This is a genomic window from Streptomyces sp. 15-116A, assembly GCF_025290915.1.
Taxonomy (GTDB): domain Bacteria; phylum Actinomycetota; class Actinomycetes; order Streptomycetales; family Streptomycetaceae; genus Streptomyces.
Genome location: NZ_JAOCQE010000191.1, coordinates 1 through 12204 on the forward strand (window position 1 = coordinate 1; position 12204 = coordinate 12204).

Annotated in this window: 13 protein-coding genes and 2 pseudogenes; 10 read left to right on the forward strand and 5 right to left on the reverse strand. The window is 70.9% G+C overall.

Features of this window, described 5'->3' with window-relative positions:
• The 6 genes and pseudogenes from N4P33_RS24990 to thpD form a co-directional block, all read left to right on the forward strand.
• Nucleotides 1-179, forward strand: a pseudogene (locus N4P33_RS24990) (alanine--glyoxylate aminotransferase family protein); the annotation flags it as partial.
• 198 nt (nt 180-377) lie between these two features.
• On the forward strand, nt 378-914 hold the full coding sequence (locus N4P33_RS24995) for a DinB family protein (protein WP_260828996.1): 537 nt from the start codon (nt 378-380) through the stop codon (nt 912-914).
• Nucleotides 915-1243: 329 nt separating this feature from the next.
• Complete coding sequence (ectA, locus tag N4P33_RS25000) at nt 1244-1750, forward strand: diaminobutyrate acetyltransferase (protein WP_260828997.1); 507 nt, start codon at nt 1244-1246, stop codon at nt 1748-1750.
• A gap of 79 nt (nt 1751-1829) precedes the next feature.
• Entirely contained in the window at nt 1830-3101 is a 1272-nt protein-coding gene (gene ectB / locus N4P33_RS25005; RefSeq protein ID WP_260828998.1) for a diaminobutyrate--2-oxoglutarate transaminase, read from the forward strand.
• Between the two features lie 53 nt (nt 3102-3154).
• Nucleotides 3155-3553 (forward strand): ectoine synthase, encoded by a 399-nt coding sequence (locus tag N4P33_RS25010; protein ID WP_260828999.1) that lies wholly within the window; start codon nt 3155-3157, stop codon nt 3551-3553.
• Nucleotides 3554-3559: 6 nt separating this feature from the next.
• On the forward strand, nt 3560-4471 hold the full coding sequence (gene thpD, locus N4P33_RS25015) for an ectoine hydroxylase (RefSeq protein ID WP_260829000.1): 912 nt from the start codon (nt 3560-3562) through the stop codon (nt 4469-4471).
• 98 nt (nt 4472-4569) lie between these two features.
• Here the strand turns inward: thpD and N4P33_RS25020 are convergent, their stop codons facing one another.
• The 5 genes from N4P33_RS25020 to N4P33_RS25040 form a co-directional block, all read right to left on the reverse strand.
• Entirely contained in the window at nt 4570-5622 is a 1053-nt protein-coding gene (locus N4P33_RS25020; RefSeq protein ID WP_260829001.1) for an aminotransferase class V-fold PLP-dependent enzyme, read from the reverse strand.
• A 96-nt stretch (nt 5623-5718) separates the two neighbouring features.
• Nucleotides 5719-6432, reverse strand: coding sequence for a DsbA family oxidoreductase (locus N4P33_RS25025; RefSeq protein ID WP_260829002.1), 714 nt, complete (start codon nt 6430-6432; stop codon nt 5719-5721).
• A 76-nt stretch (nt 6433-6508) separates the two neighbouring features.
• Nucleotides 6509-6874, reverse strand: coding sequence for a GNAT family N-acetyltransferase (locus N4P33_RS25030; protein WP_260829003.1), 366 nt, complete (start codon nt 6872-6874; stop codon nt 6509-6511).
• 1 nt (nt 6875) lies between these two features.
• Nucleotides 6876-7484, reverse strand: a complete 609-nt coding sequence (locus N4P33_RS25035) for a DUF1349 domain-containing protein (protein WP_260829004.1) — start codon at nt 7482-7484, stop codon at nt 6876-6878.
• Nucleotides 7485-7613: 129 nt separating this feature from the next.
• Nucleotides 7614-9143: an aldehyde dehydrogenase (NADP(+)) gene (locus N4P33_RS25040; RefSeq protein ID WP_260829006.1), complete on the reverse strand. Its 1530-nt coding sequence runs from the start codon at nt 9141-9143 to the stop codon at nt 7614-7616.
• A gap of 112 nt (nt 9144-9255) precedes the next feature.
• Between N4P33_RS25040 and N4P33_RS25045 the strand changes: the two genes are divergently transcribed.
• The 4 genes and pseudogenes from N4P33_RS25045 to N4P33_RS25060 all read left to right on the forward strand — a co-directional run.
• Nucleotides 9256-10029: an IclR family transcriptional regulator gene (locus tag N4P33_RS25045; protein WP_260829007.1), complete on the forward strand. Its 774-nt coding sequence runs from the start codon at nt 9256-9258 to the stop codon at nt 10027-10029.
• 4 nt (nt 10030-10033) lie between these two features.
• Nucleotides 10034-10507 (forward strand): GNAT family N-acetyltransferase, encoded by a 474-nt coding sequence (locus N4P33_RS25050; protein ID WP_260829009.1) that lies wholly within the window; start codon nt 10034-10036, stop codon nt 10505-10507.
• Between the two features lie 84 nt (nt 10508-10591).
• Complete coding sequence (locus N4P33_RS25055) at nt 10592-11605, forward strand: hypothetical protein (RefSeq protein ID WP_260829010.1); 1014 nt, start codon at nt 10592-10594, stop codon at nt 11603-11605.
• Nucleotides 11602-12204, forward strand: a pseudogene (locus N4P33_RS25060) (histidine kinase); the annotation flags it as partial. The gene N4P33_RS25055 and the pseudogene N4P33_RS25060, both read left to right, overlap by 4 nt.

The window sequence follows — 12204 nt, forward strand, 5'->3', positions numbered from 1 at the left end:
TGAGTGCGGGTGGGGGTGCGTTGGCCGGGGAGATGATCCGGGTCAATCACTATGGGGCGGATGCGACGCCGGGGGCTGTGCGGGCGAGTCTGGTGGCGTTGGGGGTTGCGCTGGGAGAGAAGGGATTGCGGGTGGATGTGGAGGGGGCGCTGAAGGCTGTGGAGGAAGCCTGGCGGTGAGTGGGGGCTGAGGCCCTCGGGGGTCGCCCCCGCCGCCCCTTCCCTTCCCTTCCCGGCCCCGGGGGCTGCCGCCCCCGGACCCCCGCTTCGGCCCTGAACGGGCCTCGTCCTCAAACTCCCCCAGAGGGGGCACCCCCAGACGGGCTGGGTGGTGACGGGCGGGCTGGGTGGTGCTGAGTGGCGTGACATGCTGCACCCATGGCTGACCACTCCTCCGAACTCGCGCCCCGCCTGCCCGACGGGCGGCCCGTTCCCCCCATGACCGGCGATGAGCGGCTGATGTTGGAGGGGTGGCTCGACTTTCACCGGGGCACCCTGGCGCTCAAGTGCTCGGGGCTGGACGACGCGCAGGTGCGGGTCGCGGCCGTGGAGCCCTCGGGGTTGACGCTGCTGGGGCTGGTGCAGCATCTCGCCGAGGTGGAGCGGAACTGGTTCCAGCGGGTGGTCGCCGGGCTCGATGTGCCACCAGTGTTCGACGATCCGACGGGGTACGCCCTCGATCCCGCGCGGGGTCTCGACGAGGCCGTCGGCATCTGGCGCCGTGAGGTCGAGCGGGGGCGGGAGCTGTGTGCCGGGCGGGGTCTGGAGGACACCGGGCGGATCGCGGACGGGCCCGTCGCCGGTGCGGAGGTCAGTCTGCGGTGGGTGCTCATCCATCTCATCGAGGAGTACGCGCGGCACAACGGCCACGCCGATCTTCTGCGGGAGCGTATCGACGGAGTGATCGGAGCGTGAATTCCGCGCAATTACTGCGGCATTCTCTCGCTTATTTCGCTATTACATTCCAAGGCAGCTTCCCATTCTCTTCTGCCCCGTTCTCCCGGACCTAAACGCACCAATTTCGAGAACGAAAACCGGAGCATTCCGGACACCCGTCACGGGAGTTACCCAGTTGTGATCGGTTCCACAGCGCGCCCGATCCGCCCCGTATTTCCGCAGGAAAACGGGGCATTTCGCCGCCCTCTCACGCGGACACGCACGCACGCGCGATAACACAGAACTGGCTCGTACGTAACCCCGCCAGGCGATGCAATTTTGAATTTACCTGGGTAAGTTCAAATTCCATGACTGCCGCACAAGCAGACCTGCACATCGACCGCCCCACCGTGGCGGACGGAGCCGTGCTGTGGCGGATAGCCAGGGACTCGAAGGTCCTCGACCTGAACTCGTCGTACAGCTATCTGCTGTGGTGCCGGGACTTCGCCGCCACGTCGGCCGTCGCTCGCGACGACAGCGGTGAGGCGATCGGCTTCGTCACCGGATACGTACGGCCGGACAGCCCGCGCACCCTGCTGATCTGGCAGGTGGCGGTGGACGAGACGCACCGCGGCCGGGGCCTGGCCGCCGCCCTGCTGGACGGACTGGTCGCCCGCACCGCCGCGGAGCACGGGGTGACCACCGTGGAGACCACCATCACGCCGGGCAACACCGCCTCCGAGCGCCTGTTCACCGCGTTCGCCGAGCGTCACGGCGCCCGGCTGGAGCGCGAAGTGCTGTTCGAGACAGGCCAGTTCCCCGACGGACCGCACGACCCCGAGGTGCTGTACCGCATCGGCCCCGTCTCGGCCTGACCCATCGGTCCCTCTCGGCCTGACCAACCGACCGCCCCGACCTCCCCTCACCTCCCACGCCACCGAGGAGCGATTCGTCGTGACCATCACCCAGCCCGACCTCAGCGTCTTCGAGACCCTCGAGTCCGAGGTGCGCAGCTACTGCCGCGGCTGGCCCACCGTCTTCGACCGCGCGCACGGCAGCCGCATGTACGACGAGGACGGCCACGAGTACCTCGACTTCTTCGCCGGAGCCGGTTCACTCAACTACGGGCACAACAACCCCGTCCTGAAACGGGCGTTGATCGACTACCTGGAGCGCGACGGCGTCACGCACGGGCTCGACATGTCGACGACGGCCAAGCGCGCCTTCCTGGAGTCTTTCCAGAACTGGATCCTGCGCCCGCGCGACCTGCCGTACAAGGTCATGTTCCCGGGCCCGACGGGCACCAACGCCGTGGAGTCCGCGCTGAAGCTGGCGCGGAAGGTGAAGGGGCGCGAGGCGATCGTGTCGTTCACCAACGCCTTCCACGGCATGTCGCTGGGCTCGCTCGCCGTGACCGGCAACGCCTTCAAGCGGGCGGGCGCGGGCATCCCGCTGGTGCACGGCACGCCGATGCCGTTCGACAACTACTTCGACGGGCAGGTCCCGGACTTCCTGTGGTTCGAGCGGCTCCTGGAGGACCAGGGTTCCGGTCTGAACAAGCCGGCCGCCGTGATCGTCGAGACCGTGCAGGGCGAGGGCGGCATCAACGTGGCCCGGGCCGAGTGGCTGCGGGCGCTGGCCGAGCTGTGCGAGCGGCAGGACATGCTGCTGATCGTCGACGACATCCAGATGGGCTGCGGCCGTACCGGCGCCTTCTTCTCCTTCGAGGAGGCGGGCATCACGCCGGACATCGTCACCGTGTCCAAGTCGATCAGCGGCTACGGACTGCCCATGTCGCTCTGCCTGTTCAAGCCCGAGCTGGACGTCTGGGAGCCGGGCGAGCACAACGGTACCTTCCGCGGCAACAACCCCGCCTTCGTCACCGCCACCGCGGCCCTGGAGACGTACTGGGCCGACGGCGCGGCGATGGAGAAGCAGACCAGGACGCGCGGCGAGCAGGTCGAGCAGGCGCTCATCGCCATCACCGAGGAGAACCTTCCCGAGGTGAAGGAGTATCGGGGCCGCGGCCTGGTGTGGGGCATGGAGTTCCACGACAAGTCCCGCGCGGAGCGGGTCGCCCGGCGCGCCTTCGAGCTCGGGCTGCTCATCGAGACCTCGGGCCCGGAGAGCGAGGTCGTCAAGCTCCTCCCGGCCCTGACCATCACCCCGGACGAGCTGGACGAGGGCCTGACCACGCTGGCCCGTGCCGTCCGCGAGACCGCCTGAGCCACCGCCACCAGCGACAGGTACCACCACCATCTAGGAGGCATCGCAGCACCGTGATTGTCCGTTCCTTCAAGGAGATCGAAGGCACCGACCGGCATGTGAAGTCCGCGTCCGGCACCTGGGAGAGCAAGCGCATCGTCCTCGCCAAGGAGAAGGTCGGCTTCTCCCTGCACGAGACGATCCTGTACGCGGGTACGGAGACGTCGATGTGGTACGCGAACCACATCGAGGCCGTCGTCTGCGTCGAGGGCGAGGCCGAGCTGACCGACCACGAGACCGGGCGGACCCACACGATCACGCCCGGGACCATGTACCTCCTGGACGGACACGAGCGGCACACGCTGCGCGTCAAGGAGGACTTCCGCTGTATCTGCGTGTTCAACCCGCCCGTGACCGGACGGGAGGACCACGACGAGAACGGCGTCTACCCGCTGCTCACCGAGGAGGTGTGAGGTTCCATGACCACCGCGACCACCACCACCGAGACGCAGGTTCCCGACCTGTACCCGACGCGGGGCACCGCCGAGGTGCTCACCCCGCGCCAGGACCCCGTCGTCTGGGGCGCCCCCGACGCGCCCGGCCCGATCACGCCGGTCGACCTCGGGTCGTTCGAGCGTGACGGCTTCCTCGCCATCGACCAGCTGATCGACGACGACGAGGTGGCCGTCTACCGGAACGAGCTGAACCGGCTCGTCACCGACCCGGCGATCCGCGCCGACGAACGCTCCATCGTGGAGCCGAAGTCCAAGGAGATCCGCTCGGTCTTCGAGGTGCACAAGATCAGCGAGGTGTTCGCGCGTCTGGTGCGCGACGAGCGCGTCGTGGGCCGCGCCCGGCAGATCCTCGGCTCGGACGTGTACGTCCACCAGTCGCGGATCAACGTCAAGCCGGGCTTCGGCGCCAGTGGCTTCTACTGGCACTCGGACTTCGAGACCTGGCACGCCGAGGACGGTCTGCCCCGGATGCGCACGGTGTCGGTCTCGATCGCGCTGACCGAGAACTACGACACCAACGGCGGTCTCATGATCATGCCGGGGTCGCACAAGACGTTCCTCGGGTGCGCGGGGGCCACGCCGAAGGACAACTACAAGAAGTCGCTGCAGATGCAGGACGCGGGCACGCCGTCCGACGAGGCGCTGACCGCGATGGCGTCCGAGCACGGCATCAAGCTGTTCACCGGCAGGGCCGGCTCGGCGACCTGGTTCGACTGCAACTGCATGCACGGCTCCGGGGACAACATCACCCCGTTCCCGCGCAGCAACGTCTTCATCGTGTTCAACAGCGTGGAGAACGCGGCGGTGGAGCCGTTCGCGGCGCCGGTCCGGCGGCCGGAGTTCATCGGGGCGAGGGACTTCACTCCGGTCAGGTAGCGCCGGTGAAGTAGCGGCGTACACAGACTGCGGGCCGGGCCTCCTCGTGTGGGACAAGGAGGCACCGGCCCGCTGCCGTGCCCGCCGCTCTTCTTCGCTCAGCCCGACAGCGCGTCCAGCAGCCGGTCCACGTCGGTGGCCGAGTTGTACAGATGGAAGGAGGCGCGCAGATTTCCGGCCCGGTCGGACACGGCGATCCCCTTGTCCGCCAACTGCGGCTGGAGGCGGCCGAGTCCGGGCACGGACACGATCGGTGAGCCGGGTGCGGGCACGGCCTCGTGGCCCAGTTCGGCGAGGCCCGCGCGGAAGCGGTCGGCGAGGGCGAGGTCGTGGGCGCGGATGGTGTCGACGCCGATCTCCTCGACGAGTTCGAGGGAGGCGCGCAGTCCGGCGTAGGTGAACAGGGCGGGGCTGGAGTCGAACCGCCGGGCGGAGCGGGCGAGTTCGGTGACCGGCCCGTAGCAGCTGTCCCACGGCCGTTCCCCGGCGACCCAGCCGGCCTGCACCGGCGTCAGATCGCCGAAGTCCTCCGGCACCACCAGGAAGGCGGCCCCGTGCGGGCCGAGCAGCCACTTGAAGGTGATGGCGACGGAGTAGTCGAAGCCGTCCGCGTCCATCGGCAGCCATCCGGCGGCCTGCGAGAAGTCGACGTACGTACGCGCCCCGTGCGCGCGGGCCGCCTCGCGCAGTGCCGCCAGGTCGGCGATCCTGCCGTCGGCGGACTGGGCGGCGCTGACCGCGACGAGTGCGGTGTCCGGCCGCACGGAGCCGGCGATCCGCTCCAGCGGCACGGCACGCACCTTGAGGTCGCCGCGCGCGTGGAACGGGTTGAGCACGGAGGTGAAGTCGCCCTCCGCGGTGAGGACTTCGGCGCCGGGCGGCAGGGAGGCCGCGACCAGCGAGGTGAACAGGGCGACCGTGGCCCCCGCCGCCACGCGCTCGACGGACACGCCGGCCAGCCGGGCGTACGCGGCCCGGCAGGCCTCGACATCGGCGAACAGCGGATCCAGCGCACCGCCCTCGGCCCGCAGCCGCGCGGCCTCGGCGAGGGCGGTGACGGTACGGGCCGGGAGCAGCGCGTTGCTCGCGGTGTTCAGGAAGGTGTTCTTCGGGGCGAACTCGGCACGGACGAGATTCTCGAAGGTCTCCATGGCACCACTCTGCGGCCCGGGAAACCCCCCGTCCATTGCGTCTTTCTGCGCGATATCTCTCATCAGCGCTTATACATACGCCCTGACCTGCGCGTTCTACGGCTGCGGCACGGCACACCCGTCCGGCCCGCACGCCTCCGCGTCACCGCCCTCGATCAATCGCACCGGCGTCCGCTCGCCCCAGGCCTGGGTCAGTGCCTGGGCGAACACCTCGACGGGCTGGGCGCCGGAGACGCCGTAGGCGCGGTCGAGCACGAAGAACGGCACGCCTCGCGCACCGAGCTGCGCGGCCTCCCGCTCGTCCTCCCTGACCTCGGCGGCGTACGCCTCGGGATCGGCGATCACTGTGCGAGCGGCCTCGGTGTCGAGCCCGGCCTCACCGGCCAGCTCGACGAGCCGCTCGTCACCGTCGAAGACGGACCGGTCCTCGGCGAAGTTGGCCCGGTACAGCAGATCGAGCAGCTCCTCCTGACGCCCGTGCTCCCGCGCGAAGTGCAGCAGCCGATGCATGTCGAAGGTGCTGCCGTGGTCCCGCCCCCGCGTCCGGTAGGGCAGGCCCTCGGCGGCGGCCTGGGCCCCGAGATGGTCCTCGCCCGCCTCGGCCTGCGCCTCGCTCATCCCGTACTTCTTCGTGAGCATGGTGATCACCGGCTGGATGTCCCCCTTGGCCCGCCCCGGGTCCAGCTCGAAGGACCGGTGCACCACCTCGACCTGGTCCCGGTGCGGAAAGGCACGCAGCGCCTTCTCGAACCGGGCCTTGCCGACGTAACACCAGGGGCAAGCGATATCGGACCAGATCTCGACGCGCATCGCGGCGGCACACTCCCACTCGTACGGACGCGGAGACACCCTCCGCGCAAGTACGTGAACCTTCAACGAGCGCGCTTCATTCCCCGGGCACGGAAAACCGCAGGCAAAGGTGATGGTCACCCTCGGCCGGAGGGTGCAGAGCGGTGCCGACTCCGGTGCGCCAGCGGTCGGGGTCGACATGGAACTGGAACAGCTTCACCGCGTCGGCGGCGCCGCCCTCCGGGCTGCGGAAGGACGCGATCCCGGCCAGGCCCCCGTCCCGCACCGCGCACAGCACCTGCCCGTCCGGCCGCTCGATCGCCTCCCGCCAGCGGGCCTCCCAGTCCAGGCCGTCGTCCGGAAGGCCGTCCGGGTAGTACGTGGACCGGGCGCGCAGGTGCAGGGCGGCGACCTCGGTGGCCTCGGCCGGCAGGGCGGTCCTGATCACCAGGGAGCCGGTCATGTCAGCTCCCGTCGCGCAGGTCGCTCGGCCAGCTCGGCCGGAACTCGATGTGGTCGTAGGTGACCACACAGCCCTCGCCCATCGGCGACTGGGTCATGAAGCCGACCAGGGCCGCTCCCGTCTCCTTCTCGTCGCCCAGGGTGAAGAGCCGGACGAAGGTCCAGCGCTTGCCGTCCCGGGAGGCGTGGAAGGCGAAGGCCCGCCCGGTCCTGCTCACCCGGAGCCACACGGAACTGCCGTCCACGGTGAAGGAGTTGGCGTCGTCCGAGTGCCCTCGTGTCACCACCGTGCAGACGGTCGGCACATCCGGCGAGTACTCCAGACACAGCTTGGCCCAGGCCCGCTCCCCCGCGTGCACATAGAGCACCCCGGCGTCGAAGGCGGCCCCGAAGCCGACGGTCACCCGCGCGACGAGCTGAAAGTCCCCCTCGGGCGCCCCCAGCAGCCGCGGCGCATCGGAGGCGGAGTCCAGCCCTTCCCCCGTCGGCGGCACAAACCGATCCTGCCGCGCCCCGGCCCACCCCGTGAGCACCCCGTCCTCGTAGGACCAGTGCCCATCGGGCCCATAAGTACGGAGCGGAAACGGCAGTTCGGCAAGTTCGACGTCCATCGCCCCATCATCTCAGGGTCAGCGGAGTTACTCAGGGGCGCGGGGCTGTATCGATGTGCGGCTACCGCCGCGTGGGCGCGACCAGCCACAACGAACCGGCACTCCGCAGCTCACCGCACCCCCACGGCGCTACCGCTCCAACCGCCCGTTGAACCTCCGAGGCAGCCCCAGCGGATTCTCGTCCCGCAACTCCACCGGCAACAACGCCTCCGGCGCGTTCTGGTACACCACCGGCCGCAGCCACCGCTCGATCGCCGTCCCGCCCACCGACGTAGACGTAGACGTCGTCGCCGGATACGGCCCTCCATGGTGCTGCGCAGGAGCAACGGCAACCCCAGTCGGCCACCCGTTCACCAGCACACGCCCGGCCAACGGCGTCAGCTCCTGCACGAGCTCCACCCCCCGGCCCTCACCTCGCGCCTCGTCGGAGGACAACTGCACCGTCGCCGTCAGATTCCCCGGCAACCGCGCCAAGACTCCCCGCATCTCGGCCTCGTCCTCATAGCGGGCCACCACGGTGACCGGCCCGAAGCACTCCTCAAGGAGCAGGTCGTACTCCCCCTCACGCGTCAGCTTCTCCGCCGGCACCGTCAGGAACCCCGGACTGACCGTGTGCTCACTCCCCGCCCCCGGCGTCACCGGCGACTGCACACCCTCCAGCTCCGCCCGCTCCGCCACCCCGGCGACGAAGTTGTCCCGCATCCGGTGATCGAGCAGCACCCCGGACTCGACATTGCTCACCGCGTCGGTCAGCGACTTGACCAGCCCGTCACCCGCCGCACCAGCCGGCACCAGCACCAGCCCCGGCTTCACACAGAACTGCCCGACGCCCAGCGTCATCGAACCGGCCAGCCCCGCACCGATCTCCTCCGCCCGCTCGGCCGCAGCCGCCTCCGTGACCACGACCGGGTTGAGGGACCCCAGCTCACCGTGGAACGGAATCGGCACCGGACGTGCCGCCGCCGCGTCGAACAGCGCCCGGCCGCCGCGCACCGACCCGGTGAACCCGGCCGCCGCGACCAGCGGGTGCTTGATCAGCTCGACGCCCGCCTCGAAGCCGTGCACCAGGCCCAGCACCCCGTCCGGCAGCCCGTGCCGCGCCGCGGCCCGGCGCAGCACCTTGGCGACCAGCTCGGACAGCGCCGGATGGTCTGGGTGGGCCTTGACGACGACCGGGCAGCCGGCCGCGAGGGCGCTCGCGGTGTCGCCGCCGGGCACGGAGAAGGCGAACGGGAAGTTGGACGCCGAGTACACGGCCACGACACCGAGCGGCACCTTGTAGCGGCGCAGGTCCGGGATCGGCGGGGTGGCGGTGTCGTCGGGGTGGTCGATGACGACGTCGAGGAAGGCGCCCTCCTCGACGATGCCGGCGAAGGCCCGCAGCTGGTAGCAGGTGCGGGCGAGTTCGCCGTTCAGCCGGACCGGCCCGAGGGCGGTCTCGGCGTCGGCGGTCTCGACGAGGACGTCCTTGGCCGCCTCCAGTTCGTCGGCGCAGGAACGCAGGAAGGCCGCGCGCACATCGCGGTCGGCCAGGGCGTCCCGCGCCTCGTGGGCGGCCCGGACGGCGGCGTCGACCTCCTGGGCTGTGGCCTCGACCGCAACCTGTTCGCGCTGCTTCCCGGTTCGGGGGTCGACACTCCAGACTGGTGCTGCTGCCACCGCGGGTCCCTCCAGATCTAGGGACGTTCGATATACTGAACGCTGTCTCTATTGGTGAATACGCGTGGAGACTATATCCATAGTTTCTCGGCGAACGAAGGGGTCAGGGGCGATGTCGGCAGGCGAGACGAACGGCGGAGCGCAGGTCAAGTCGGCAGTGCGGACCGTCGAGCTGCTGGAGTACTTCGCCGGCCGCCCGGGCATGCACTCCCTCGCCGCGGTCCAGGAGGCCGTCGGCTACCCCAAGTCCAGCCTCTACATGCTGCTGCGCACCCTGGTCGACCTCGGCTGGGTGGAGACGGACGCGACGGGGACGCGGTACGGCATCGGCGTGCGCGCGCTGCTCGTGGGCACCTCCTACATCGACGGCGACGAGGTGGTCGCGGCGGCCCGCCCCACGCTGGACCGGCTCTCCGACGACACCACGGAGACCATCCACCTGGCCCGGCTCGACGGCACCAACGTGGTCTATCTGGCCACCCGCCAGTCGCAGCACTATCTGCGCCCCTTCACCAGGGTCGGCCGCCGGCTGCCCGCCCACTCGACCTCGCTGGGCAAGTCCATCCTCGCCACCTACAGCGACGAGCAGGTGCGCAAGATGCTCCCCGAGACGCTGCCCGCGCTGACCGAGAACACGATCACCGACCGGGAGAAGCTCATCGAGGAGCTCCAGCAGGTGCGGGAGCAGGGCTACGCCGTCGACCGCGAGGAGAACACGCTCGGGCTGCGCTGCTTCGGCGTGGCGATCCCGTACCGCACTCCCGCGCGGGACGCGATCAGCTGCTCGGTGCCGGTCGCCCGGCTCACCCCCGCCCACGAACAGATGGTGAAGGACGCCCTGTTCGACGCACGCGACCGGCTCACCCTGGCCACCCGGAGGCTCTGACCCCATGGACATCGCCCTGCGCGAGGTGCACGACAGTGATCTGCCCGTCTTCTACCGGCAGTTGAACGACCCCGAGGCCCTGCGCATGGCGGCCTTCACCCCGGAGGACCCCGCGAACCGGGACGCCTTCGACGCCCACTGGGCGAAGATCCGCGCCACGCCGGGCATCGTCACGCGGACGGTGCTGGGCGACGGGGACGTGGTGGGCCACGCGGCGGTGTACGGGCAGCCGGGCGAGCGCGAGGTGACGTACTGGATCGACCGCGCCTACTGGGGCAAGGGCATCGCCACGACCGCACTGCGCGCGCTGCTGGCCGGGGAGACCGAACGCCCCCTGTACGCGCGCGTGGCGGCCGACAACGCGGGGTCGCTGCGGGTGCTGGAGAAGTGCGGCTTCGAGGTCACGGAGCGCGTCACCTCGTACGCGCCCGCGCGGAAGGCCGAGATCGAGGAGCTCGTGCTGAGGCTGGACGCCTGAGCCGGCGGATCTCCCCCGTGCGGCGGAGGCGGATCGTCGGGCGGCAGGACGCGCGCGGGGCCCCGGGGGCGGGAGGGTGAGGGCATGACCCAGACAGTCGCCGACTCCGTGCGGGCCGGCAGCCCGACCGTCGCCACGACCCGAGCCCGCAGGGTGCTGCGGGCCGTCGCCGTCGCCTCGTGCGTGCCGTATCTGAGCCTCAAGGTCGCCTGGCTCGCCGGGAGTCACCTCGGGATCCCCGACGGCAGCCCGCTCCTCGAGCACCGCACGGCCGTGGCCGTGGCCAACGGCGTCACCGTGCTGATGGACGCGTGCGTGATCGTGCTGGCGCTGGTGCTGACCCGGCCGTGGGGCCTCAGGCTGCCCGCGTGGCTGCTGGCGGTCCCCGTATGGGTGGCGACCGGGCTGCTCACGCCGATCATGACCGGCTTCCCGGTGCAGCTGGTCGTCAGCGCGTTCGGCGGCTCCGTGGACGCGACCGACGACGGGGGCGAACCCTTCCTGCACAGCTGGGTGTTCTGTGTCGTGTACGGCGGTTTCCTCGTGCAGGGTCTCGCCCTCGGGGCGCTCTTCGCGCTGTACGCGCGTGACCGCTGGGGCCGGTTGTGGCAGGGCCGGTTGGGGGACCTGCCGTGCGCCCGCTTCGGCACCCCGGCGCAGAGGACGGCCGCCGTCGCCGCCGCCGTGGTCGCCCTGCTGCCGCTGACCGCGCATCTGCTGTGGGCGTGCGGTGCCACGACCGGTCTCAATGCCGACCTGATCGCCGACCGGACCAGCGACTTCCACGTCGTGGAGGCGCAGAGCGCGGTGTTCGTGGCGGGTGCCGCAGCGGCCGGGCTGATGCTCGGCTTCCGCCGTGGCCGCGCGGTGCCGGTGAGGGTGCCGCTCGCCCTCGCCTGGATCACGTCCGCGGCCGTCGCCTGCTGGGCGGGCTGGCAGTCGGTGGCCTCGCTGGTCGTCACGGAGGACGCCTCGGAACGGCCCACCGCACTGATGCAGCTGACCTACGCCGGCCAGACGGTCGTCGGCCTCCTCGTGGCGGGTCTGGCCGTGCGCTTCCTGGTCGCGCGCTCGAAGGCCGGCCGGCCCGCCCCGTGAGCGCGTTCCTGCGGGCGCTGTTCGGGCGGCGGGCGCGGCTGCGCTGGGTCCATCTGGTCCTGGGCGGCGCGCTCGCCATGCCGTTCGTGCTGGTCGGGGAGGTGATCCTCGGCCCGGCCGTGGGCGCCACGGTCCTCGGTCCCCTCCCGCTGCAACTCGCCGCGTTCATCGTGGGGTTGCCGCTCGCCGCCGTGGCGTCGCTGTTCCCGCTGACCCGGCCGCTGGAGGCGACCGTGGTACGGGTGCTGTGCGGGGTCGACGCGGACCGGCTGGCGTACGAACCGGCCCGCGGCCGGGCGGCGCGCGGCCGCACCGCGCTGTGGTTCACGCTGCATGTGGGGATCGGCGGGATCGTCGCCGGGATGTCGCTGGCGCTGCCGCCGTTCGCGGGGGCGCTGATCGTGCTGCCGCTTGTGTCGGGTCTTGCGGGGGCGGCGCCCTGGTTCCCGGAGTTCCTCGGCACCACCTGGGCGCTGGTGCTCTCGCCGGTCGCGGGCGTGGTGTCGCTGCTGGCGCTGGCCGGTGTCTCCGCGGGGGCCGGTGCGCTGCTGGCCCGGTGGGCGCCCGCGCTGCTCGGGCCCACGCCCGAGGACCGGCTC